Annotated in this window: 22 protein-coding genes; 12 read left to right on the top strand and 10 right to left on the bottom strand. The window is 67.3% G+C overall.

The window, feature by feature from the left end:
* Positions 1–10 precede the first annotated feature (10 nt).
* Positions 11–1,855 carry a dihydrolipoyl dehydrogenase gene (lpdA, locus tag YWC_RS0109670; RefSeq protein WP_027865177.1) on the top strand — a complete coding sequence of 615 codons (1,845 nt, stop codon included), beginning with the start codon at positions 11–13 and terminating at the stop codon, positions 1,853–1,855.
* 52 nt (positions 1,856–1,907) lie between these two features.
* Here lpdA and YWC_RS0109675 read toward each other — a convergent pair whose 3' ends face one another.
* Genes YWC_RS0109675 through YWC_RS0109690 form a run of 4 tightly spaced genes read right to left on the bottom strand, consistent with a single transcriptional unit; the run spans position 1,908 to position 5,722 of the window.
* Positions 1,908–2,675 carry a LytR/AlgR family response regulator transcription factor gene (locus YWC_RS0109675; RefSeq protein ID WP_036213918.1) on the bottom strand — a complete coding sequence of 256 codons (768 nt, stop codon included), beginning with the start codon at positions 2,673–2,675 and terminating at the stop codon, positions 1,908–1,910.
* Positions 2,672–3,817 carry a sensor histidine kinase gene (locus tag YWC_RS0109680; RefSeq protein WP_084416373.1) on the bottom strand — a complete coding sequence of 382 codons (1,146 nt, stop codon included), beginning with the start codon at positions 3,815–3,817 and terminating at the stop codon, positions 2,672–2,674. The genes YWC_RS0109675 and YWC_RS0109680 overlap by 4 nt, the downstream gene beginning before the upstream one ends.
* Positions 3,814–5,286, bottom strand: a complete 1,473-nt coding sequence (locus YWC_RS0109685; protein WP_027865180.1) for a carotenoid oxygenase family protein — start codon at positions 5,284–5,286, stop codon at positions 3,814–3,816. The genes YWC_RS0109680 and YWC_RS0109685 overlap by 4 nt, the downstream gene beginning before the upstream one ends.
* A 10-nt stretch (positions 5,287–5,296) precedes the next feature.
* The gene (locus YWC_RS0109690) at positions 5,297–5,722 is read right to left on the bottom strand and encodes a DUF2141 domain-containing protein (RefSeq protein ID WP_051306363.1); all 426 of its coding nucleotides are present in this window, start codon (positions 5,720–5,722) and stop codon (positions 5,297–5,299) included.
* Positions 5,723–5,923: 201 nt separating this feature from the next.
* On the opposite strand from YWC_RS0109690, the gene YWC_RS0109695 reads away from it, so the two are divergent.
* Positions 5,924–6,244: a hypothetical protein gene (locus tag YWC_RS0109695; RefSeq protein ID WP_027865182.1), complete on the top strand. Its 321-nt coding sequence runs from the start codon at positions 5,924–5,926 to the stop codon at positions 6,242–6,244.
* A gap of 66 nt (positions 6,245–6,310) precedes the next feature.
* On the opposite strand, the gene YWC_RS0109700 is transcribed toward YWC_RS0109695, so the two are convergent.
* Positions 6,311–6,496 carry a hypothetical protein gene (locus YWC_RS0109700; RefSeq protein ID WP_027865183.1) on the bottom strand — a complete coding sequence of 62 codons (186 nt, stop codon included), beginning with the start codon at positions 6,494–6,496 and terminating at the stop codon, positions 6,311–6,313.
* Positions 6,497–6,630: 134 nt separating this feature from the next.
* On the bottom strand, positions 6,631–7,284 hold the full coding sequence (locus YWC_RS0109705) for a TetR/AcrR family transcriptional regulator (RefSeq protein ID WP_027865184.1): 654 nt from the start codon (positions 7,282–7,284) through the stop codon (positions 6,631–6,633).
* A 114-nt stretch (positions 7,285–7,398) separates the two neighbouring features.
* Between YWC_RS0109705 and YWC_RS0109710 the strand changes: the two genes are divergently transcribed.
* The 9 genes from YWC_RS0109710 (at position 7,399) to YWC_RS0109755 (ending at position 18,633) form a co-directional block, all read left to right on the top strand.
* Positions 7,399–8,538: an HlyD family secretion protein gene (locus YWC_RS0109710; RefSeq protein WP_027865185.1), complete on the top strand. Its 1,140-nt coding sequence runs from the start codon at positions 7,399–7,401 to the stop codon at positions 8,536–8,538.
* Positions 8,539–8,547: 9 nt separating this feature from the next.
* Entirely contained in the window at positions 8,548–10,152 is a 1,605-nt protein-coding gene (locus tag YWC_RS0109715) for a DHA2 family efflux MFS transporter permease subunit (protein WP_027865186.1), read from the top strand.
* Between the two features lie 15 nt (positions 10,153–10,167).
* Positions 10,168–11,607 (top strand): efflux transporter outer membrane subunit, encoded by a 1,440-nt coding sequence (locus YWC_RS0109720; protein WP_027865187.1) that lies wholly within the window; start codon positions 10,168–10,170, stop codon positions 11,605–11,607.
* 46 nt (positions 11,608–11,653) lie between these two features.
* Positions 11,654–12,706, top strand: coding sequence for a WD40/YVTN/BNR-like repeat-containing protein (locus YWC_RS28970; protein WP_036213920.1), 1,053 nt, complete (start codon positions 11,654–11,656; stop codon positions 12,704–12,706).
* A gap of 51 nt (positions 12,707–12,757) precedes the next feature.
* The gene (locus tag YWC_RS0109730) at positions 12,758–14,467 is read left to right on the top strand and encodes a DUF8614 domain-containing protein (protein WP_027865188.1); all 1,710 of its coding nucleotides are present in this window, start codon (positions 12,758–12,760) and stop codon (positions 14,465–14,467) included.
* A gap of 147 nt (positions 14,468–14,614) precedes the next feature.
* Complete coding sequence (locus tag YWC_RS0109735) at positions 14,615–15,790, top strand: MCP four helix bundle domain-containing protein (protein WP_027865189.1); 1,176 nt, start codon at positions 14,615–14,617, stop codon at positions 15,788–15,790.
* Between the two features lie 103 nt (positions 15,791–15,893).
* Positions 15,894–16,589, top strand: a complete 696-nt coding sequence (locus YWC_RS0109740) for a hypothetical protein (RefSeq protein ID WP_027865190.1) — start codon at positions 15,894–15,896, stop codon at positions 16,587–16,589.
* Positions 16,590–16,730: 141 nt separating this feature from the next.
* Positions 16,731–17,714: a BON domain-containing protein gene (locus YWC_RS31550; protein ID WP_051306364.1), complete on the top strand. Its 984-nt coding sequence runs from the start codon at positions 16,731–16,733 to the stop codon at positions 17,712–17,714.
* A gap of 100 nt (positions 17,715–17,814) precedes the next feature.
* On the top strand, positions 17,815–18,633 hold the full coding sequence (locus tag YWC_RS0109755; protein WP_027865191.1) for an HDOD domain-containing protein: 819 nt from the start codon (positions 17,815–17,817) through the stop codon (positions 18,631–18,633).
* A gap of 13 nt (positions 18,634–18,646) precedes the next feature.
* Here YWC_RS0109755 and YWC_RS0109760 read toward each other — a convergent pair whose 3' ends face one another.
* Complete coding sequence (locus tag YWC_RS0109760) at positions 18,647–19,573, bottom strand: LysR family transcriptional regulator (protein WP_229413064.1); 927 nt, start codon at positions 19,571–19,573, stop codon at positions 18,647–18,649.
* Between the two features lie 107 nt (positions 19,574–19,680).
* On the opposite strand from YWC_RS0109760, the gene YWC_RS0109765 reads away from it, so the two are divergent.
* Positions 19,681–20,247, top strand: a complete 567-nt coding sequence (locus tag YWC_RS0109765) for a cysteine hydrolase family protein (protein WP_027865193.1) — start codon at positions 19,681–19,683, stop codon at positions 20,245–20,247.
* Here the strand turns inward: YWC_RS0109765 and YWC_RS0109770 are convergent.
* From YWC_RS0109770 to YWC_RS0109780, 3 genes are all read right to left on the bottom strand, one after another.
* Positions 20,236–21,444, bottom strand: a complete 1,209-nt coding sequence (locus YWC_RS0109770; protein ID WP_229413065.1) for an MFS transporter — start codon at positions 21,442–21,444, stop codon at positions 20,236–20,238. The two genes, YWC_RS0109765 and YWC_RS0109770, sit on opposite strands and share 12 nt — an antisense overlap.
* Before the next feature lie 81 nt (positions 21,445–21,525).
* A complete protein-coding gene (locus tag YWC_RS0109775; protein WP_027865195.1) occupies positions 21,526–22,119 on the bottom strand; it encodes an IMPACT family protein in 594 nt (197 codons plus the stop codon).
* 66 nt (positions 22,120–22,185) lie between these two features.
* Entirely contained in the window at positions 22,186–23,832 is a 1,647-nt protein-coding gene (locus YWC_RS0109780; protein ID WP_051306367.1) for a choice-of-anchor I family protein, read from the bottom strand.
* Positions 23,833–23,866 lie beyond the last annotated feature (34 nt).

Raw genomic sequence — 23,866 nt, forward strand, 5'->3', positions numbered from 1 at the left:
GGAGCGCCGAATGAGCACTGTTGAGGTAAAAGTACCGAACATCGGCGACTTCAAGGACGTCGAGATCATCGAACTGCTGGTCAAGCCGGGCGACACCATCAAGGTCGACCAGTCCCTGGTGACCGTCGAGTCGGACAAGGCCAGCATGGAGATCCCGTCGACGAACGCCGGCGTGGTCAAGGAAATCAAAGTGAAGGTCGGCGACAAGGTGAACGAAGGTTCGCTGCTGCTGATGGTCGAGGAATCCGGCGCCGGTGCGGCACCGGCGGCATCAAGCGCCGACACCAAGCCTGCAGCCCAGATCGGCGCGCAGGCAGTGGCGCCGACCGCTGCCGCGGCACCGACCGACTCGTATGCACCGGCGCACCCGGCGCCGGCGGCCACGCCAAGCGCCGCGCCGGCGCCGGGCGCGGCCAGCTACAGCGGCCCGGTCGACATCGAATGCGAAATGATGGTGCTGGGCGCCGGCCCGGGCGGCTACTCGGCCGCCTTCCGCGCGGCCGACCTGGGCATGAACACCGTGCTGGTCGAGAAGTACGCGACCCTGGGCGGCGTGTGCCTGAACGTGGGCTGCATCCCGTCCAAGGCGCTGCTGCACGTGGCGCACATCATGGACGAGACCGCACACATGGCCGACCTGGGCGTCTCCTTCGCCAAGCCTGACGTCGACATCGACAAGCTGCGCGCCTACAAGGATGGCGTGATCAAGAAGATGACCGGCGGCCTGAACTTCATGGCCAAGGCGCGCAAGGTCAATGTGGTGCAGGGCGTGGGCAGTTTCCTCTCCCCGAACCACATCGAAGTCACCGCGGCCGACGGTTCGAAGAAGGTCGTCAAGTTCGCCAAGGCGATCATCGCCGCCGGTTCCTCGGTGGTGAAGCTGCCCTTCGTGCCGGAAGATCCGCGCATCGTCGACTCGACCGGCGCGCTGGAACTGCGCCAGGTGCCGAAGCGCATGCTGGTCATCGGCGGCGGCATCATCGGCCTGGAAATGGCAACCGTGTACTCGACCCTGGGTGCGCGCATCGACGTGGTCGAGATGATGGACGGCCTGATGCAGGGCGCCGACCGCGAGGCCGTCAAGGTCTGGCAGAAGTACAACGCGCACCGCTTCGACAACATCATGTTGAAGACCAAGACCGTCGGCGTGGAAGCGCTGCCGGAAGGGATCAGGGTCTCGTTCGAAGCGGCGGAAGCCGGCGCCACCGCGCCCGAGCCGCAGCTCTACGACCTGGTGCTGGTGGCCGTGGGCCGCAGCCCGAACGGCAAGAAGATCGCCGCCGAGAAGGCCGGCGTGGCCGTGACCGACCGCGGCTTCATCGGCGTGGACGGCCAGATGCGCACCAATGTGCCGCACATCTTCGCCATCGGCGACCTGGTGGGCCAGCCGATGCTGGCGCACAAGGCGGTGCACGAGGCGCACGTGGCGGCGGAAGCGGCGCACGGCGAGAAGGCCTATTTCGATGCCAAGGTGATCCCGTCGGTGGCCTACACCGATCCGGAAGTCGCGTGGGTCGGCCTGACCGAGGAAGAAGCCAAGCAGAAGGGCATCGCCGTGGAGAAGGGCCACTTCCCGTGGAACGCCAGCGGCCGCGCGGTCGCCAACGGCCGCGACGAGGGCTTCACCAAGCTGCTGTTCGACAAGGAAACCAAGCGCATCATCGGCGGCACCATCGTCGGCACCAATGCCGGCGACATGATCGGCGAAGTGGCGCTGGCGATCGAGATGGGCGCGGACGGCGTGGACATCGGCAAGACCATCCACCCGCACCCGACCCTGGGCGAATCGATCGGCATGGCGGCGGAAGCCTACAAGGGCGTCTGCACCGACCTGCCGCCGGCACGCAAGAAGTAATCGCCGTCCAGGCGATGGAATGAAAATGGGACCCCTGCGGGTCCCATTTTTTTTACATCTGCCTGAACAGGTCCACGTAATTCCGGCTCACCACCAGCTGTTCGTCGCGCCCCTTGAGACGCACGTGCAGTCGCCCGCGGAAGTCGGTCCGGGTGCCGGCCACATGGCGCGCCGCGACGATCACACCGCGGTGGATCTGCCAGAACTGCTGCGGATCGAGTTGTTCCTTCAGCTTGTTCAGGGGCGTGCGGATCAGCGCTTCGCCGTCCGGCAGGAACACACTGGTGTACTTGTCGTTGCTCTGGAAGTAGATTACTTCGTCGATCGCGATCAGGCGCGTTTCCTGGCCCTTGGCCGCGCGGATCCATTGCAGCGGGGCCGGCGCCGCCACGCCCAGCTGGCGCAGCAGGGCCTGCAGGGCGTCGGCCCCCAAGGCCGGGGCGGGCGTGGCCAGCGCGCCCTTCAGCCGCGCCACCGTGCGCGACAGGCGCTCCAGCCCGATCGGCTTGAGCAGGTAATCGAAAGCCGCGTGCTCGAAGGCTTGCAGGGTGTAGTGATCGTAGGCCGTGGTGAACAGCACATGGGGTGGCTTGCTGCCGGCACACAGGCGCGCCGCCAGTTCGATGCCGTTCAGGCCGGGCATCTGGATATCGAGGAACACCATTTGCGGCGCCAACTCGTCGATGCACGCCAGCGCCTGCACCCCATTGGCGGCGCGCGTGACGCGCAGTTCGGGCCAGGCGGCGGCCAGCTGCGACTCCAGGTAGTCGAGCAAATGCGGCTCGTCGTCCGCGATCACGGCGTGGGGATGGTCGCTCATGGCTCAGTGACGGGGAGCTGGAGGCGCGCGGTGACGCCGCCGGCAGGGTTTTCGATGAGCTGCAAGCCGGCCGCGGGGCCGTACAGCTGACGCAGGCGCTCGCGCAGGTTGGACAGGCCCACGCCGCCCCCAGGACGGGGAGGCAGCATGCGCAGTCCAAGGCCGGTGTCGCACACTTCGATGCACAGCAGGCCGGCGTCCAAACGGGCACGCAGCACGACTTCTCCGCCTTCCATCTTCGGCTCGATGCCGTGCATGATCGCGTTCTCGACCAGCGGCTGCAGCAGCATCGGGGCGACCGGCAGGCTGTCGATCCCGGGAGCGATCTCGAAGCGCCAGCGCAGGCGGCTTTCCAGGCGCACGCCGAGCACGTCGAGATAGGCGCCGGCCAGGTCGAGTTCACCCCGCAGGCTGGCATGCTCGGCGCGGCTGGCCGAGAGGCTGGCGCGCAGGTAGTCGATGAAGCGCTCGAGCATGCGGCGCGCCTTGGCCGGCTGGCTGTCGATCAGGCCGACGACATTGGCCAGCGTGTTGTACAGGAAGTGCGGCTCGATCTGGGCCTGCAGCGCGCGCAGGCGTGCTTCGGCCACCAGCCTTCCGGCCGCCGCGATCTGCTCCTGCTGGCGCGCCGTTTCCGCTTCGCGCCGGGTGCGCCGCTCGCCGGCAGCCAGCACCAGGATCATCAAGCCGGCGGTGATCAGGGCGAAGGCCAGCAGGAACACCAGGGCCGTGCTGTGCTGGAAGAAGCGCAGCGGGTTGGTGCCGATGAACAGCGCATTGCCCAAGGGAATGCCAATGACGCTGGCGACAGCGATCGCCAGCAGCTGGGCAGAACGGAACAGCCAGATGTTCGCGCGCGACAGGTGGTTTTCCAGCAGTTGCAGGGCCGCGTGGATCATGAAGCCGATCAGGTTGCTGATGACCAGGGTGGCGAGCAGCAGGCGCGCGAAAGGCAGGTCCCCACGGCCGAAGAAGCGCTGCAGCACCGTCAGTACCAGGGCCAGCATGCTGCTCCAGATCGCGGTGTACAAGACGTCGCGCGCGAGCGAGGGCGGCCAGCGCCGGAACCAGGGAATCAGTTCGAGCGGATGGTTGCGGTCGCGCGCCATGGCGTAGCGCTGGTCGGGTCGGGCGTTGATCATGCTGATAAGAAATTACCATGAAAGCAGTGTGGTGTGCGATAGGGAAGCCGGGCCAGCGCCATCGGCCCCGCACTGACCCGTGCCGCATCGAATACGCACAATACCCCTACGCCCCGGCGCAGGTCCTGGGCCACGCCGACCAGGTAGCCATCGGTCTCGGAGCGCGCATTGTTGCGCGGCACCAGCACGTGTTCTTCGACCTGCCAGCCGGCATCGAAGCGATAAGCATCCACTTTGCCGCTATCGGTATCGACCAGGTTCACCGAGTTCAGCTGCACATCGCCACCCAGCAGCACCAGCCTGCGATGGCGGCTTCCGACCGACTGTGGCGCCACGCGCGGAAATTCACTCGCGCCGAACAGGCGGTTGATGCGGGCCTGGCCGGCCGCATGGTCGAGGCAGATCTGCACCGCTTCGCTGCGCGAGCGGGTCTGGCGTGCGCCAGCCATCAGGTCGCCGAGTTCGCCCAGTACGTCGCCTTCGTGCAGCACCGCGTCGAAGCGGGTACAGGCGCCGTCCTCCCACGCATTTCCGAAGTGGAACACCATGCGCGGCGGCAGTTCGAACACGTGGCGCACCGTCAGGCTGTCCTTGGCCACGACCACGGCGCGCAGCGGGCGCGCTGCCGGTCCGCTGCCGGCCCAGACGTGCCGTTCGACGAAACTCATGTCCTTGCCGGGCTTCAGGTCGTAGGGCGGAACCAGGAAGATGAGGTGGCGGGCGCTGACGACGAAGTCATGCACCATGGCCTGCCCGGGTACGTCGATCAGCGCGGTACGCAGGACCTGGCCGTCGGCGCCGATCTGGTAGAGCGCGATCCGGCCGGAGCCGGGCAGGGCGCCGAAATTCCACATTCCGCCCGCTGGATCGCATTTCGGATGGGCCGAGAAGGGCATGGCGCGCAGGTCGTCGCGCCAGGTCTTGATGCCTTTGGTGGCCAGCGTCTCTGGGTCGACTTCGATGGCCGAGCCGCCTTCCCATAGCGCATACACGCGGCCGTTGAAGGGCAGCAGATTGGTGTTGGCCGCATTCAGGCTGTCGTTGTCGCGAAATCCGCGGCGGGCGACCCAGGTGCCGAAGGACGGGTAGAGGAATTGCCCGGCCTGCGTCTCATCCAGGTAGCGCCGCGTCTCGACGAAGCGGCCCTGGTGACGGACTTTGCCGCCAGCAATGGTCCAGCGCTGGGCGAAACCGTCGCCGTCGAACCAGTGGTGGTAGCGCTCGCCGCCCAGTTCGAAGCGGCCAGGACCATTGCGGTAGAAGCTGCCCTGCAGATCGGCGGGAAGGCGTCCACTGAGCGACGCTTCGCCGGCCTGGCTCCCGACGGTGTCCGCGTAGACGGCCAGCGCCGGGTCGTGTTCCAGGGCAGCGTGAAAGCGGCGTCGGGTTTCCTGGTCGGCGCGCGCATTGCCGGCCAGCGCGAGTGCACCGAGGCCTAGCCCCGCTTCGATGAAGTGGCGGCGGTCCATGCCTGCTCCTTCAGCGCAGGCTGATGGTGGCGGTGGCGCCGGCGGCCGGCAGACTGAACTTGACCTGTGAGAATGTCGGCGGCGCCATGTTCCCACGGGCATTGTTGCTAAACGCGTGGTCTTCGGACGGAATGCCCATGGCGTTGCTGTCCATCCTGCCGTTGTTGTTGGCATCGTGAAACAGAGCAATGCCATATTCGCCTGCCGGCAAGTCCTTGATCACCAGCTCCATGGCGCCAGCCGCGGCGGCCAGCCGGGTCGCCCTGGCTGGGCGCTTCAGGAAGCTGTCGGCCGAATCATAGAGCGCGACCATGATATTGCCTTGCGCGGACTTCACGTCGTCGATGCGGACCGTGAGATCGGCAGCGCTGGCGGCGCCGGAAACGATGAGGACGAGGGCGGCGGCGATTCGGATGGCTTGCATGACGGTCTCCATGAAGTGGGTTGGTGGCGCCATTCTGGCGAACCGGCAGGGGCCGCGCCTGTGCTTGCGACGAAGCGCTGGCGCGTCGGCGCGAGTTGCATCCGCAAGGCGTGAATTGCGCGGCGCGCTATTGTATTGACTTGCTATGATGGGTGCGTATGGCGGTGAGCCGCTCGCCGCCGGTTGCGTGTCAAGCTACAGGGGGAGACTGCTATGTATGAACACGGCAATGAATATGTCGGGACGGTATTCGTCCTGCCCGAAACGCGCTGTTTCGAACTCAGGACGACCGTGCATGGGGAGCAGCACCTCGTCCACGGCACGATTTCCCAGCAGCTTGCGGCGCGTTTTGCGGATGGCGCGCCGGATTACATCGATCCACGCCAGCTGTCGCTCCAGCCGCGCCGGGTCGAAGTAATGACCCGCGAGATCCACGAACGCCACCGTGCCCCGCGCAAGGTGTATTGCCTGAGCCGCCTGTTCGACTTCGAGCCCCGCTCCCAAGGGACGCCGGCGCCGGTCATGGCCGGCTGAGCGCGGCGACACCAAAAAAAATGCCGCCCGGCTTGCGCGGGGCGGCGTCTCGGTATGCCGGCTTGTTCAGGTAAAGGCGATGAAGCGCGCCGGAATGTCGATGCTGCCGGACTGGGCAGCGGCGGCGTAGGCGCGCATTTCCGCAACGACCGCTTCCAGCTGTTCGTTGTTCGGGTTTTGCAGGAATCCCTTCATACGCTCCTGCAAGGAAGCCTGCTGGTCGCGCCATTCGTAACGGGAAGACTTGCTCATGCTTCCTCCTCGCGGCGAACAGCCGCTGTCGTTTTATTGTTCATGACACCCTCCATTAATAAGGATGTCAGATTGTCATAAAAGCTTGCTTTAGGTCGGTGCGATGACGCACAGACCCGTTTTTGACCATATGGTCAAAAAATGCTGCGGTAAAACAACTCTAAACGTTCGGCAAGCATCCGGCGCGCTTCCGCGCGCGCGGGCTCGCGCTCCGGGAAGAGATAGCGCACCACCGGGTCGCCGTTGACGCAGGCGATCAGGTGCGCCGGCAGCAGGGCGACCGGCACATCGGGACGCAGTTGGGCACGCACGTCCGGCCGGGCAAAATAACGTTCGAGCATCTCGCGCGTCATGCGCGGCCCCGCCTCGTAAAAGGTCTCGGCCAGCTCGGGATTGGTGCTGGCTTCCGCCATCACCACGCGCTGCATGGTCATCGCGTCCGGCTCGCACAGCATGTCGTAGAAATAGCCGGCGAACTCGTCGATGACCTCGCGGACCGGGCGCTGGTCGACATCCATTTTCCCGACCGGGAAGAAGCGCTCGCGCCGCGCCTGCAGCACGGCCTTGAGCAGGCCGGCCTTGCCGCCGAATTTCACGTAGATGGTCCGCACCGCCACCCGCGCCTCGCGCGCGATGGCTTCCAGGCTCACGCCGGCATAGCCGTGCTTGATGAACAGGCAGCCGGCGGCGTCGATCAGTTCCTGGGTGCGTGCTTCGACCTCCGAGGCCTTGGGGCGGCCGGCGGACTTGGTCGGAGTAGCGGGAACGGGACTGGTGGCTTTCGTCATGGCTTCATTCTAATCCAATAAAAATGAAATGCAACCGTTTCATTTCTTGACTTCGGCCGAACACTGGCAAATAATGCGCATGACCCATTTCATTTTTCATCGGAGTTTGACCCCATGGCAGAATCGCACACCTCGGCCCCGGCTATGCAGCAGGCTGTTCAGACCCTCGCGGCACCGGGCAAGGCGCCGCCCAACAAGCGCGTGCTGGGCGTGGTGGGGTTGATCGCCGTGCTGGCCCTCGGGGCAGGCGGGCGCATGTGGTATCGCAGCCAGCATTATGTGGAAACCGAGAACGCCTACGTCACCGGCCGGGTGCACCCGGTATCGAGCCGTGTGGCCGGCGTGGTCACGCGCGTGCTGGTGGACGACAACCAGCAGGTACAAGCAGGCGAAGTGATCGCCGAGCTGGACCCGGCCGACCACCACGTGCGCGTCGAACAGATCGAGGCGCAGATCGCCAGCGTGGAGCAGCAGATCGCCCAGGCCGACGCCCAGGTGGTGCAGGTGCGCGCCCAGGCTGCCGCGGCCGGCGCCCAGGTCAGGCAGGCCGAGGCCCAACTGGTGCGCGCGCGCCAGGACGCCGAGCGCTTCGGCCAGCTCTACAACGAGACCATGAAGGCGGTGTCGAAGGCGGAAGTCGATGCCTCCAGCGCCGCGCGCGCCGCTGCCGTTGCCGACGTGGCGGCGCGCCGCGACAGCGCCGGCGCCGCCCAGGCCCAGGTGGCCGCGGCAAGCGCCGGGCGCGACGTGCTGAAGGCCCAGGTCAAGGTGCTGCAGGCCCAGCTCAAGGACGCCCAGCAGCAGCTGGCCTACAACCGGATCGTCGCGCCGGTGCCGGGGCGCGTGGGCAAGCGCAGCGTCGAAGTCGGCGCCCGCGTGCAGCCGGGCCAGCAGCTGCTGGCCGTGGTCGAGGACGAGGTCTGGGTTACCGCCAACTTCAAGGAAACCCAGCTGGCCGGCCTGGAGCCGGGCCAGCAGGTCTCGCTCGAAGTCGACGCGCTGCCGGGCAAGCACCTGGTGGGACGGGTGCACAGCTTCTCGCCGGCCTCGGGCAACCAGTTCGCGCTGCTGCCGGCCGATAACGCCACCGGCAACTTCACCAAGATCGTCCAGCGCGTGCCGGTCAAGATCGTGCTCGACCCGCTTGATGTGAAGAAGTACGCCGGCCGCCTGGTGCCGGGCATGTCGGTCATCGCCGAAGTGGAACTCGGCCAGAAGGTGGCGCACACCCAGACCGCGGCCGTCGCCCACTAAGGAAAGACGATGACCAGCCTCACCAAGGCCGCCACCCCTGGCGTGATGCCAGGAGCGCCGGCCAACGGCGCCCGCATCGACGCGCGCACCTGGATCGCGGTGGCCGCCGGCATGCTGGGCGCCTTCATGGCGGTGCTCGACATCCAGATCACCAACTCCTCGCTGCGCGACATCCTCGGTTCGCTCTCGGCTACCCAGGAAGAGGGCTCGTGGATCTCGACCGCCTACCTGTGCGCCGAGATCGTCGTGATCCCGATGACCGCGCTGTTCACGCGCGCGCTCGGCGCACGCGCCTACATGATCGGCACCACCGCGCTGTTCCTGCTGTTCTCGACCCTGTGCGGCGCGGCCTGGAACCTGGAAAGCATGATCGTGTTCCGCATGCTGCAGGGCTTCACCGGCGGCGCCCTGATCCCGATGGCGATGACCCTCGTCATGACGCGCCTGCCCGCCTCCAAACGCGCGGTCGGCATGGCGATCTTCGGCCTCACCGCCACCCTGGCGCCGGCCATGGGGCCGACCCTGGGCGGCTACCTGTCCGAGATCTACGGCTGGCCCTCGATCTTCTACATCAACTGGGTGCCGGGCGTGCTCCTGATCGCCGGCCTGGCGTACGGCATGGACAAGGAGAAGGCGAACCTCAAGGCCCTGGTGAACGCGGACTGGCTCGGCATCGGCCTGATGGCCATGGGCCTGGCCTGCCTGACCATCTTCCTGGAAGAGGGCAATTCGAAGGACTGGTTCGAGTCCTCCTTCATCGTCGCCTTCGCGTCGCTGTCGCTGGTGGGCATCCTGGGCTGGGTGGCGGTGAGCTTCACGAAACCCGATCCCTTCGTGAACCTGGGCCTCTACGGCCAGCGCAACTTCCTGGTGGCGACCGTGCTGTCGGCGGTGACCGGCATGGGTTTATACGGGTCCTCGTTTCTGCTGCCGCTGTATCTTGGCCAGATCGCGGGCTACACGCCGATGCAGATCGGCGAAGTGATCGCCTGGGTCGGCCTGCCGCAGCTGCTGGTGATGCCGTTCGCGGCGGCGCTGTCTTCCAAAGTGGACAATCGCATCCTGTGTTCCTTCGGCCTGCTGCTGTTCGGCGGCTCCTGCCTGATGAATGCCTTCATGGATGCCAGCACCGGCTACGACCAGCTGATGGTGACCCAGGTGATCCGCGCGATCGGCCAGCCCTTCGTGATGCTGACCCTGTCGAACTTCGCGATGCAGGGCCTGGCGCCGAAGGACATGCCCTCGGCCTCGAGCCTGTTCAACATGACCCGCAACCTGGGCGGCTCGATCGGCATCGCCCTGCTGGCCACCGCGCTGACCAATCGCGAGCACTTCCACTCGGCGCGCCTGGGAGAGGCGGTGTCGAGCTATGCCCCGGCGACCCAGGGGCGCCTGGATGCGCTGACCCAGGGTTTCATTGCCAATGGCATGGATCCGGCCACGGCCGCCAACCAGGCGCTGGCGGTGGTCGACCGCATCGTGCGGCGCGAGTCCTATGTGATGGCCTACAACGACGGCTTCCTGATCATCGGCATGGTGCTGCTGGGCTGCATCGCCGCGATCTGGCTGGCGGACAAGGTCAAGTCGCCGGGCGGCGCCTCCGGTGCACACTGATAGAGAGAGAATGAAATGTTGAAGAAGCTTGTACTCGTCTCCGCGCTGGCCGCGGCCCTGGGCGGCTGCGCCACCGTCGGCCCCGACTTCAAGGCGCCCGCCGGCGCAGCCGATGCGGCCTACCGGCATGCCGCCGCCACGAATGAGGCGGCGCGCCTGCCGGCCCAGTGGTGGACCGTGTTCGGCGACGCCACCCTGGACAGCCTGGAGCGGCGCGCCCTGCGCGACAACCCGGGCGTGCAGGCCGCGGCGCAGCGCCTGCTGCAGGCCCAGGCCCAGCTGGGCGTGGTGCGCGCCGGCCAGGCGCCGAATGTCGCGCTCAGCGCGGGCGTCTCGAATTCGCGTACTTCAAGCGAGACCGCGCAAGGGATCGCCCTGGGCGGACGCTCGATCGAAGGCAACAACTTCAGCGTCGGCGCCTCGCTCTCGTACGAACTGGACCTGTGGGGCCGCGTGCGCCGCGTGGTAGAAGCGGCCGATGCCGGAGCACTGGCGGCCCAGGACGAGCGCGACGGCGTGCTCTTGATGCTCTCGAGCCAGGTGGCCCAGTCCTACTGGCAGCTGCGCGGCCTGGACGTCGAACTGGCAATCCTGCGGGGTGCGCTGGACGCCCGCCGCGAAGCCCAGGAGCTGGTGGAAGCGCGCTTCAAGGCCGGCATGTCGAACGAGCTGGACGTCTCGCGCGCCCGCATCGAGCGCGCCAATGCCGAAGCCGACCTGCACGAGGTGCAGCGCCAGCGCAATGCGGTCGAGCACGCGCTGGCCACGCTGGTGGGCGCTTCGCCGAGCCAGCCCGTGCTGGCCGACAGCGCCGGCGCACGGCTGCCGCTGCCACCGAGCATTCCGGTCGGCCTGCCGGCCAGCCTCCTGCAACAGCGTCCCGACCTGGCCGCCAGCGTGGCCCAGCTGAAGGCGGCCAATGCGCAGGTGGGCGTGGCCGAAGGCGCCTTCTATCCATCGCTGTCGCTGACCTCGAACTTCGGCTTCGCCTCCGAACACCTGCGCGACATCGCCAGCGGCGGTGCGCGCCAGTTCTCGATCGGTCCGCTGGCGCTGTCGCTGCCGGTATTCGACGGCGGCCGCAACCGCGCCAACCTGGCGCTGTCCAAAGCGCGCTACGAAGAAGCGGTGGCGAATCACCAGACTCGCCTGTTGACCGCGCTGCGCGAAGTGGAAGACGCGCTGTCCGACGTCCAGCAGCGCCAGCAGCAGGGCGACGTGCAGGCGCAGTCCCAGCAGGCTGCGGCGCGTGCCTTGCTGGTGGCGCAGGCGCGCTACGAGCGCGGCGTGTCGACCTACCTCGACGTGACCGATGCCCAGCGCAACGCCCTGGCGGCGGACCGGGCGGCGGCGCAGATCCGCACCCAGCGCCTGCTGGCCACGGTGGCCGTGGCGCGCGCGCTCGGCGGCGGCTGGGAGCAGGGCGAGGCGCTCGCGACGATCGCCAAACCTTAGTAGGGCTACAATGGGTGGATACTCAACCATACGAGGATCCGCACCCATGTCCCTGCCCGCACGTGCCCTGCTCATCGCCGCCCTCCTGGCGTCCAGCGCAGCCTCCGCCCAATCCTGGCAACCCGTCCCGAGCGGCACCGGCGCCGAACTGCGCGGCCTGTCCGTCGTGAGCAGCAAGGTCGCCTGGGCCAGCGGCGCCAAGGGCACCGTCCTGCGCACCGTCGACGGCAAGGCCTGGCAGGCGATGCAGGTGCCGGATGCCGACAAGATCGACTTCCGCGACATCCAGGCGTTCGATGCGAAGACGGCCGTCGTGATGGGCGCGGGGCCTGGCGCGGCCTCGCGCATCTATCGTACCGAGGACGGCGGCGCGACCTGGACTTTGGTCACCACCAACGCGGTGGCCGAGGGTTTCTGGGACGCGATGGCCTTCTGGGACAAGAACAACGGCATCCTGTTCGGCGATCCGGTCAAGGGCAGCTTCCAGGTCTACACCACGGGCGACGGCGGCCGCAGCTGGCAGGAAGTCGCCGCCAAGGGGCTGGAGGCCATGCCGAACGAGGGCGCCTTCGCGGCCAGCGGCACCTGCCTCACGGTGGCAGGCAGCAAGGATGCCTGGATCGCCACCGGCGGCAGCGCCAGCTCGCGCGTGTTCCACTCCCTTGATCGCGGCAAGACCTGGCGCGTGTCGTCGACCCCGATCCCGGCCGGCGCCGCCGCGCGCGGCGTGTTCTCGGTCGCCTTCCTGAACCAGAAAGAAGGTTTCGCGGCCGGCGGCGATTACAAGGAAACCCGCATGGCCGGCACCAACGGCGCCTACACCCTTGATGGCGGCGCCAGCTGGACGCCGGTCCAGGTGGCGCCCGCAGGCTACCTGTCGGTGGTGGTGCCGGTACCCGGAGCGCCGCGTGCGCTGGTGGTCGCCGGCCTGGCCGGATCGGGCTACTCGCAGGACGCCGGCCGTACCTGGAAGGAACTCGACACGACGCCGATGAACACGGTCGGCTTTGCCGGCCCGGCGCAGGGCTGGGCGGTGGGGCCGAAAGGCCTGCTGATGCAGTACACGGGCCCCCGGCTGGACGCCCAACAAGGGCAATGACGGGACAAGCGATTACAATCGCCGGACTATAACTATTTGACCAGAGACACCATGAAGAAATTCCTCGCTCCTCTCGTGCTGTTTGCCGCCATCGGTAGCGCCTATGCCAATGCCGCCGAACCCGCCACTACCGCCCAACTGAACACCATGGCCAAGCGCTTCGCGCCGGCCGAGCTGAAGGCCGACACCGCGAAACTCTCGAAAGGCGACCGCGCCGCGATGGCCAAGCTGATCGAAGCGGCCAGGATCATCGACACCCTGCAGCTGCGCCAGCGCTGGGCCGGCAACGAAGCCCTGTGGGCCGCCTTGCAGAAGGACAATTCGGAACTCGGCCGCGCGCGCCAGAACGCCTTCTGGCTGAACAAGGGCCCATGGTCCAGCCTCGACGACAACGCGTCCTTCATGCCCGCCGAATATGCCGGCATCAAGATACCGGCCAAGAAGCCGCTGGGCGCCAACTTCTACCCGGAGAACGCGAGCAAGGAAGCGCTGGAGGGCTGGATGAACGGCTTGCCCGCCGCCCAGAAGGCCGATGCGCAGTGGTTCTTTACCGTCATTCGCACCGGCCCCGACGGCAAGTTCCGCACCGTGAAGTACTCGGACGAATACCGCCCGGACCTCGAGAAGCTGGCCAAGCTGCTGCGCGAAGCCGCCGCGCTCACCGACAACGCCTCGCTCAAAAAATTCCTGACGCTGCGCGCCGATGCTTTCCTGTCCAACGACTACCTGGCCTCGGACTTCGCCTGGATGGACCTGGATTCGCCGGTCGACGTCACGATTGGCCCGTACGAGACCTATAACGACGAGCTGTTCGGCTACAAGGCCGCTTTCGAAGCCTATGTGAGCATCCGCGACCAGAAGGAAACGCAGAAGCTGGCCTTCTTCGGCAAGCACTTGCAGGAGCTGGAAGACAACCTGCCGCTGGCCAAGCAGTACCGCAACCCGAAGGTCGGCGCCATCGCCCCGATGGTGGTGGTCAACCAGGTATTCGGCGCCGGCGACGGCAACATGGGTGTGCAGACCGCCGCCTACAACCTGCCGAACGACGAGCGCGTGATCCGCGAGCGCGGTTCCAAGCGCGTGATGCTCAAGAACGTGCAGGAAGCGAAGTTCGAATCGACCCTCAAACCCATCTCGAAGCTGGTATTGCGTGCGCAAGACCAGAAGGACCTCGACTTCGATTCCTTCTTCACCCACATCCTGGCGCACGAGATCATGCACGGCCTCGGCCCGCACACCACGAAAAAGAACGGCAAGGAATCGACCCCGCGCCAGGACCTTAAGGACACCTATTCGACCATCGAGGAAGCCAAGGCTGACATCACCGGCCTGTGGGCACTGGGCTACATGATGGACAAGGGCCTGCTGAAGGACACGCTGGGGCAGGGCAGCCTGGCCGAGCGCAAGCTGTACAACACCTTCCTGGCCTCCGCCTTCCGCACCCTGCATTTCGGCCTGACCTCCTCGCACGCGCGCGGCATGGCGATCCAGATGAACTACCTGCTCGACAAGGGCGCCTTCGTGGCCAATAGCGACGGCACGTTCTCGGTGGACTTCAAGAAGATCAAGGGCGCGGTTGCCGACCTCGACCGCGATTTCCTGACCATCGAAGCCACCGGCGACTACGAGGCCGCCAAGGCGATGATGGCAAAGTACGTGGTCATCCGTCCGGAAGTGCAGAAGGCGCTCGACCGCCTCAAGTCGAGCGTGCCGAACGACATCCGTCCGAACTTCGTGACGGCGGCGGCACTGACGAAATAAGCAGGGAAAACGGCGGCATTGGTACGGACGCAACAGTGCCGCCGGTTTTACTTAAACTACACTGAAAGCTCCGTCAATCCATACAGGGAGCATGTTATAGTCACTGCATTGCTTGGGGGAAATTCCCAGGCGGCAGAAAGACAGAACATGACGACGAAGCCCCTTACCACCGGCGCGCGGCTGGCCATCGGCTACGGCGCCGTGATCCTCCTGATGATCGCGCTCTCCGTGCTGGCCGCAGCGCGCGCGGGGCAGATCGAGCAGATGCTGTTCCGCATCGACGACGTCAGCGGCATCAAGCTGCGCTACGCCTTCGAACTGCGCAGCAGCGTGCACGATCGTGCGATCGCGCTGCGTGACGTCGCCCTGGCCCCCGATTCCGTCGCCGCCGCGGCCCCGATCGCCCGTCTCAAGACCCTGGCCGACGCCTACGCACGCGCCGCTTCCCCGCTGAACGCGTTGTTCCACGAACTGCCGGGCATCCTGCCCGCGGAACGCGAGGCCCTGGCCGCCATCAAGGAACAGGAGCGCCGCACCCGTACGCTGGTCGACCGCGTGATCGCCCTGCATGCGCTGGGAGAGACGCGCGAAGCGGCCACCCTGCTGTCGCAGCAGGCGGCGCCGGCTTTCGTGGACTGGCTCGCCAGCCTGAACCGCTTTATCGAACTCGAGCAGAAGCTCGCGGCCGACGACATGGCCTCGGCGCGCGAGCTGGCGTCCGGATTCGCGCAATGGATCGTGCTGCTGTGCGCCGGCGCCGTGGCGGCGGCCGTGGCGGGCACCTGGTATGTCGTGCGCGGGCTGCCGCGTGAGAAGGAAGCGCTGCCCGACGTAGATGAAGCGGCCCCGGCCGCGCCGGCGGAAGCCGCGCCGAAGCGCGTCGACGACATCGTCGGCGCCATCGACGGCCTGGCCTTCCGCGCCAACATCCTGGCGCTCGACGCCGCGGTACAGGCGCTGCGCACCGGCGAGCACGACGAAGAGCAGACCGCCGTGGTCGAGGAGTTGCAGGCGCTGGCGCTGCGTTCGAGTGCGGTGGTGAAGGATATCCGCGACCTGGTCGGCAGTCCGGTGGCCCACATGGAAGACGCCGGCGCCCTGCAGGCGATCGCCAATGCCGTGGCGCGCGTCACGGCGGTGACCTCCGCGATCGGCCTGGAGGAGGGCCAGGCTAGAGCCCAGACCGAGAGCTCGCGCCGCACCACGGCCCTGCTGCAGGCATCGACTGCCGCTGCCGCCATGGAAGCCGAGGCCCAGCGCCTCGCGGCCATGGTTGCGCCGGTGCTGCCCACGGGCGAAGCGGATACGCCAAAGCAAAACTGACAAGTTTATCCTTCTCAAAACAGAGAAAAATATTCCCGAAAGTGGGGCTTTCTCACGGGCTAGAATTGCCGATAGGCATTTCATCGTCCTTGGGAGAATTCTCGTGTTCAAGCCCCTGATCATCGCCGCGGTCTGCGTCCTCACGGCAGCGCCCGTCCTCCATGCCGCCGAGCTGACCGCACTGGAGAAGCGCTGGCTCGGCGCCGCCGGACCGGTGCTGGCCTACTCCCAGCAACTCAAGCTTCCCCTCGACATCACCGTCCAGCCCCAGCCGCGTCCCGGCGACGTGCCGCTGGCGATGGGTTTCGACAAGGGCCGCTGCAAGCTGGTCATGTCCCTGCGCAACAACCCCGACGCCGAGACCGTGCTGGCCGGCATTCCGGAAGCGCAGCAAGGGGTGCTGATCGAAGCCATGGCGGCGCACGAGATCGCGCACTGCTGGCGCTATGTGCAGGGTGCCTGGCATGCGCTGCCGGCCGGCTTCGTCGAGGTGGGCGACGAGCGCGCCCTTGACGCCTCGCTGCTGGCGGCGTCGAAGGCCATGCGCGAGACGCGCCGCGAAGAAGGCTTCGCCGACCTGGCCGCGCTGGCCTGGATCCGGCACAGCAATCCGGACGAGTATGCGCACGTGTACCGCTGGCTGTCCAGCGTGCGCGCCAAGGTGGCGGTGCCGCGCAGCGGCCACGACACCCGCGCCTGGGTGCGCCTGGCGGGCGACGCCGCCGCGTTCGGCAAGGCCGAGGCGCCCTTCGATGACGTCGACGGGCTCTGGCGCGAAGGCCTGCTGGCCACCGAATGAACCTGCGCGCGCGGCCTCGCAGCAACAGTCCGGGCCGCCAAATGCATGCCGAGGAGGATGAGCGTTCGTTGTCGCACAGATGTTGTCGGGTGTAGGGCGTCTAATGATGTCATCACAACAACCTACCACAAGGGACACATCATGAACCGACTCCTCGCCACCCTGCTGGCCTCCGTTGCCGGCGCCACCATCGCCGCCGCTCCCGCTTTTGCCCAGTCCGACGCCGCCGGCTACCGCGCCGCCATGCAAAAGATCGAGAAAGAGCACGACGTTGCCAAGGACAAGTGCGATGCCCTGACCAAGGAAGACGTCTGCGAAGAGCAGGCCGACGTCGCCCGCGCCAAAGCCGAACTGGCCGCCGCGCAAAAGTACGACAACACCCCGGACCGCCTGAATGCCGCGCACCGCAAGCTGGCCGAGGCCGAGTATGAGCTGGCCGAAGAGAAGTGCGATGCCATGAAAGGCAACCAGAAGGACAGCTGCATGAACACCGCCAAGTCGGTGCGCACCGCCGCGCTGGCCGAGATCGACGGCAAGCGCGACACCCGCGCCAGCACCACCGGCGGCAGCGGCAGCACTGCCGCCACCGCGGGCGCCGCCGGCAGCGCCGGCCTGGTCGCGTCGACCGACACCAAGGACCCGGTGAAGTCGGCCGCGGTCGAGAAGTGCGAAGAGAAGGGCAGCAAGACCGCCTGCCTGGTCGAGAACAAGGACAAGCCGGACACGGCCCTGGAGCGCGCCGGCGAAAAGACCCGTAACGCCATCGCCGGCGCGGTCGACAAGACCAAGGAAGCCGGCCGCAACGTTGCCGACAAGACCCGCGAAGTGACTGGCCGCACCGAACGCGCAGCCGAGAATGCCGGTGACAAGACCGAGAACGCGGCCGAGCGCGCCGGCTCGCGCACCGCGTCCAACATGTCGGATGCGGCGATCACCGCCAAGGTCAAGGCCGGCCTGGCCGCCGAGAAGGACACCAGCGCGCTGGCCGTGAAGGTCGAGACCGAGAAGGGCGTCGTCATGCTGAGCGGCTTCGTCGACTCGAAGGCCGAAGCCGAGCGGGCCGAGAAGGTCGCCAAGGGCGTCGACGGCGTCACCCGCGTCAAGAGCACGCTGAAGGTGAAGTAAACGCCGTGCACGGCCGAAAAACCCGCACGCATGCCGTGCGGGTTTTTTTTCGGCCACAACACCTGCGGGTACCGGACCGTACCGACGTTATAATTCCCCCGTGAACAAAATTGAAGCCTTCGGATACATCGCCGCCCAGGCCGCGCGCGGGGACATCACCTTTCCCACCAGCGTGAATGCCGTGTTGCGCCTGCAGCTGGCCCTGGACGATCCGGATTGCCATGTGGACGAGGCGATCCGCCTGGTGCTGTCCGATCCGCAGCTGGCCGCGCGCACCGTGGCGCTGGCCAATACCGCCGCCTACGGGGCTGCGGGCGGCGTCCAGGTGAGCAATGTGCGGGCGGCCGTGCTGCGCATCGGTTACCGCCGCCTGCGCGGCCTGGTCGCGGCGCTGATGGTGCGCCAGTTCGGCCACCGCATCGCCGACCGGGTGCTGCGCGCCAAGGCCGAGCAGCTGTGGACCCACAGCGCCCAGGTGGCGGCGCTGGCGCAGGCCATCGCGGGCCACGTCACCAAAGTCGATCCCGACACCGCGCTGTTCGCGGGCATCGTGCACGAGGTCGGCGGCTTCTACCTGCTGTCGCGCGCCGACGAGTTCCCCGGCCTGCTCGAGGACGATACCGAGAACTGGGGCGTGCTGGTCGAGGACGTGGCCAGCCTGGAGATCATGCGCAAACTCGCGATTCCCGCGGATGTGGCCGAGGCCGTCGGCGGACTGCGCGACGGCGTCCTGAACCCGGCGCCGCACACCCTGCTCGACACCCTGCTGCTGGCGAACCGCTATGCGCTGGTCGATTCGCCGCTGGGCGGCCCGCTCGACGACCACGAAGCCGGGCCGCTCGAGGCGGCCACGCTGCAGGTCCTGCGCAGCGAAGCGGCCGAGACCGCCCAGGCGCTGGGCGACGCCACGCTGGTCTAGCGTTCCTCGATTTCTAACTCCACCCGATGATGCCGGCGCGGCCGGCCTGCGTGACGGCCGCCAGCCTGCGTTCGCGCAGCGCGCGCACTACCGCGCGCACCCGCGGCAGGCGCATCACATCCGGCAGGGCCGCGATCGCGAACTGGCGCCGCGCCAGGGCCGGCGAGGGCAGCGGCAGCGGCAGGATCCGTACGTCGGGCGCTTCCGGGAAGCTGGCCAGGCGCGGCAGGATCGAATAACCCATGCCGCGGCCGACCATGGCGGCGATGCTGGTGTCGTTGCTCAAGGTGCGCCCGGGCTCGGGCGCAAACCCGGCCGCACGGCAGCGCGCCAGGATCTCCGCCGCACCGGTACAGGCCAGGCCGATGAAGGGCAGGGCGCCCAGGGCCGGCCAGCCGGCGCCAGCATGGTCCGGCAGCGCCAGTGCGGCGGGGACCACCAGCACATAGTCGTCGTGCAGGTAAGGGGTGGACGCCAGCGTGCCGGCCAGCGGCAGCTGGGCGATGCCGATCTCGGCCAGGCCATCGTGCAGCGCGGCCGTGACATCGGCACGCTGTTCGCAGCTGTCGTCGATCTCGACGCGCAGCTGCGGATGGCGCTGTGCCAGCGCTTCGACCACATGGGGCAGCAAATGGGTGCCGATGCTGCGAAAGCAGGCGATGCGCACGGTGCCGGACAGGCCCCCGTCCGCCACCGCCGCCTCGCGCAGGCTGTCTTCCAGGCGCAGCATCTGGCGCGCCTTGTCCAGTACCCGCTGTCCGGCCTCGGTGGGCACGGAACCGGCGCGGCCGCGCGCGAGCAGGCTCACGCCCAGCTCGCCTTCCAGCTCGGCGATCGCATGGCTGATGCGTGATTGGGTGCAGCCCAGCTCCGCGGCGGCGGCGCTGAAACTGCCGTGCCCGGCCACGGCAACCAGCATCTTCAGTTGGCTCAGCTTCATGCCATCGAAATCCTTCATGTCAAGCCGGCCATTATCCGCCATTTCGGTTGTGGCAGCGCGGGCGCCGGCGCAGGATGTCGTTCCGACCCACTCCAAGGAACAGCGACATGCAAGCACTACCCCTGAATGCAGCCCTGCTCAGCATCGACGTGCAACAGGCCTTCAATGACCCCAGCTGGGGCCGGCGCAACAATCCGGATGCCGAACAGAAGATCGCCGCGCTGCTGGCGGCCTGGCGGGAGAGCGGGCGACCGATCTTCCACGTCCAGCACCGCTCGGCCTCGCCGACCGGCTTGTTCCGCCCGGGCACGCCGGGCTACCTGCACAAGCCGGAAGGGCAGCCGCTCGCGGGCGAACCGGTGATCGTCAAGAGCGTCAACAGTTCCTTCATCGGCACCGACCTCGAGGCACGCCTGCGCGCGGCAGGCATCGAGGTACTGGTGATCATGGGACTGACGACCGATCACTGCGTCTCGACCACGACGCGCATGGCCGGCAACTTCGGCTTCGAGACCTGGTTCGTGGCGGACGCGACCGCCACCTTCGAACGCACCGGACCGGACGGCCGCCACTACACGGCCGAGCAGATGCACGATACGGCCCTGGCCAGCCTGCATGGCGAATTCGCGACCGTCGTTTGGTCGGAGCAAGTGCTGGCGGCGCTAGCTGCCTGAAACGGCGAGACGCCCCTGCGCGCGGCCCTGCGCCAGCATCAGGAAAGCCAGCATGACGCCCGACAGGGCCAGTCCGGCCGCGACCCATTGTGGCGAGGCGTAGGAATAGCCTAGAGTCAGCGGAATCCCGCCGAGGAAGGCACCGAGGGCGTTGCCGATATTGAAGCCCGACTGGCCCAGCGAGGAACCCAGCATTTCCGCTTCGCGCGAGTGCTCGATCAGCAGCATCTGGATCGGCGGGCCCAATGCCAGCGCATTCGCGCCGGTAGCGAAGGCCAGCACCAGCATGGCCGCCTGCGAGCTCGCGAACAGGCCATTGCACAGCAGCAGGCCCGTCATCGTGACCAGCAGGATCAGGATGGCCTGCAGCGGCGGCACGCGGTCGGCCAGGCGGCCGCCCAGGTTCACGCCCACCGTCATGCCGACGCCGACCACGGTCATCACCATCGGGATCGTCGACGGCTTGAACCCGCTGACTTCGGTCAGCAGCGGCGCGATATAGCTGAAGAAGGCGAAGAAGCCGCCGGTGCCGATCGAGGTGATGGCCAGGGCCAGCCACAGGGCCGGGCTGCGGAAGATGCGCAAGTCCTGCTTCAGGCTGGTGCGCCCCTTGGCCTCGATGGCAGGCACCAGCTGGCGCAGGGCCAGCACGGTGAGCAGGCCGATCACCGCCACCACCAGGAACACGGCGCGCCAGCTCATGTTGTGGCCGAGCCAGGTTCCCGCCGGCACGCCCACGACGTTGGCCAGCGTCAGGCCGGTGAACATGGTCGCCAATGCGGCGGCCACCTTGCCCTCGTCGGCCAGGCGGCTGGCGACGACCGCCCCGACGCCGAAGAAAGCGCCGTGCGGCAGGCCGGCCATGAAGCGCGACAGCATCATCACTTCGAAGTTCGGCGCAAAGGCCGACATCGCATTGAACAGCGTGAACATCAGCATGAACCAGATCAGCACGCTGCGCGGCGGGCGGTGCGCCATCAGGCTTACCAGGGTCGGCGCGCCGACCACGACGCCGAGCGCGTAGGCTGTGATGAGGTAGCCGGCCTGGGGGATGCTGATCTGCAGGCCGCCGGCGATGTCGGGCAGGATGCCCATGATGACGAATTCGGTCATGCCGATGCCGAAGCCGCCGAGAGCGAGGGGAAGAAGGCTTTTCTTGATCAAGATGTGCTGCGCGTGGCGAGGTGGGTCGGCCACTATAGCGCCTGATGCGCGCCCAGTCCGCTTTTGAGTCGTGATGACAGGTATAGCGGCCTGGTATGAAATACGTACTAACCCTTACTCATCGATGTTCGGCCAGGCGATGCGGCCGTGGCCGGCATTGTCGAGCCGGGTGCGCAGCGCGCCGGCGTCCTGCGCGGGCAGGCTGAAGTCGAACCGGACCTCGTCGCCATGGACTACCGCGTCCAGGTGGGCGCCGGCGGCGTCGAGTTCGCGCCGCACCATGCCTTCGAGCGCATAGGGCGCCGTGCAGCGCATGGCCTGCAGTTTGATGATCGGCACCTTCTGCGCCAGCAGGAGGGATTGCGCCACGCTGTCGGTATAGGCGCGCACCAGGCCGCCCGCACCCAGCTTGACCCCGCCGAAGTAGCGCACCACGGTGGCCAGTACGCCTTCCAGGTCCTGGTGGCGCAGCACGTCGAGCATCGGACGTCCCGCGGTGCCGCTCGGTTCGCCGTCGTCGACCGCGGCCGACTGGCCGCCGGCCAGCAGGGCCCAGCATACGTGGGCGGCGCCGGGGTGCTCGGCGCGCAGGCTGGCGACGACCTGCTGGGCGCCGGCCCTGTCCGGCATCGGCTGGACGCAAGCAATGAAACGGCTCTTCTTGATGACGAGTTCGAAGTGGGCGGGGGAGGCGATGGTCTGTGGCATGCGCCGATTATCGGCGGCGCGCCAGGAAATGCCAACCGTCATTGGCTGGCATTCCCTGGCAGGGGCTTAATATGACAGGTTGACTTGCAGGATCGCAGTGGTGCCGCTGGTCTCGTTACCGACGACCAGCAGTGGCTTGTTGTTCGGCGATTTGTCCGCCGGGATGAAGGTCAGGCCTTCTGGACCACGGTCGCCGCTCTCGTTGTTGCGGGTGTTGAGGTAGGTGACGAAGCTGGCCGCCGAAGGCTTGCTGACGTCGTAGACCATCACGCCGCCGATCCGCTCCAGGCCGATGAAGGCATAGGTCTTGCTGCCGAAGCGGCCAACCACGACGCCTTCCGGCTCCGGCCCCTTGGAGGCGCTGCGGCCGTCGAGATCGTTGTTGTCGTTGCTGGCATTGAAGCGGGCGTTCGGCAGCGCCACGGTCTTCTGCTCGAACTCGTCGCCCGAGTCGTAGACGCGGTTCAGGTTGGTATCCCAGATCGAGAAGGAGCGGGCGCCGAAGCTGTACAGCTCGGTGCACTGGCCGGCCGCGTTCTTGCCGCTGCTGCCGCCATTCGGCGTGGTGGTGATGCGCAGGCGGCCGAGGTTCGAATCGAGGACCAGGTTGGCGGCATCGCCGAACACGGCCGGGTCGAGGCCGGCGCTGCAGTGGGCACGCACGCGCGTCTCTTCGTTGAAGCCCGGCCAGTCGGCGCGCGCATCGCCTTCGTTGGCGGTGATCAGGTAGGACGCGCCGTCGACGGTGAAGCGGGCAATTGCATCCGGCAGGTACATGCCTTTCACCGGTTGCGGGGCGATTCTCACCGCCGGCGTGCCGCTGTTGGTGTTGGTGCCGCCGTCTTCGTCGGAAGCGTCCATGCCCATGCCGGCCAGGTTGTGGTTCTTGGTGCCGAGCGGCTTGATCGCCGTGACCTTGGCGCTGGCGACATCGACAATGGCCACGGCATTGTTTTCCTGCAGGGTGACGTAGGCCGTGCGGCCGTCCTCGCTGGTGGCGATGTATTCCGGTTCGAGATCCTGGGCGGCGCTGGCGCCCGGGCCGTAGATGCGGATGCCCTGGCTGCGCAGCGCGGCTTCCTGGCCGTTGAAAGCGCGGAAGTCGGCGGTGGCGACGCTCGGCGTGCCGCCGCGGTTGACCGTGATGACGCTGATCGAGCCTTCCGGATCGACGGAGTCGGCCTGGCCGTAACTATTCGGTTCGCCTTCATTGGCGACCAGCACGGTGCGGCCGTCCGGGGTGAAGGTGAGCATGTCGGGCAGGGCGCCGACGCGCACGCTGTTCACCAGTTTCAGGTCGGCGGCATTGTAGAAGGCGACCGTGCCGGGATTGGTCTTGGGCGAAGCTTCGATGGCCAGGGCGACCAGGCCATCGTGAATGGCGACGCTGTTGACACCTGCGCCGAGGCCGGTGACGCTGATGGTGCCGACCAGCTTGGGCGCGGATGGTGTCGCGAGGTCGAGCACGTCGACAGTGCCGTTGGCGCCGTTGACCACGAACAGGCGCTTGCTGGCGGCGTCGAACGCGGTGATCTCGGCCGCGCCGACCTTGCCGCCGTCATAGCCACCTATCTTTTCCAGCGCCAGCGTCCTGGGCGTCAGATCTTCGTCGTCATCGCTGCCGCCGCAGCCGGCAAGGAGGCCGGCGGCGAGCATGGCGGCGCCCAGAGCGCGCAGGGTGGTCGGAGGAGCGGCGAGGTCGAGAAGCAGCATTTGTCGGATTTCCTGAGTTGAAAAACCGACAGCA

The sequence above is a fragment of the Massilia alkalitolerans DSM 17462 genome (assembly GCF_000427785.1).
Taxonomy (GTDB): domain Bacteria; phylum Pseudomonadota; class Gammaproteobacteria; order Burkholderiales; family Burkholderiaceae_D; genus Telluria; species Telluria alkalitolerans.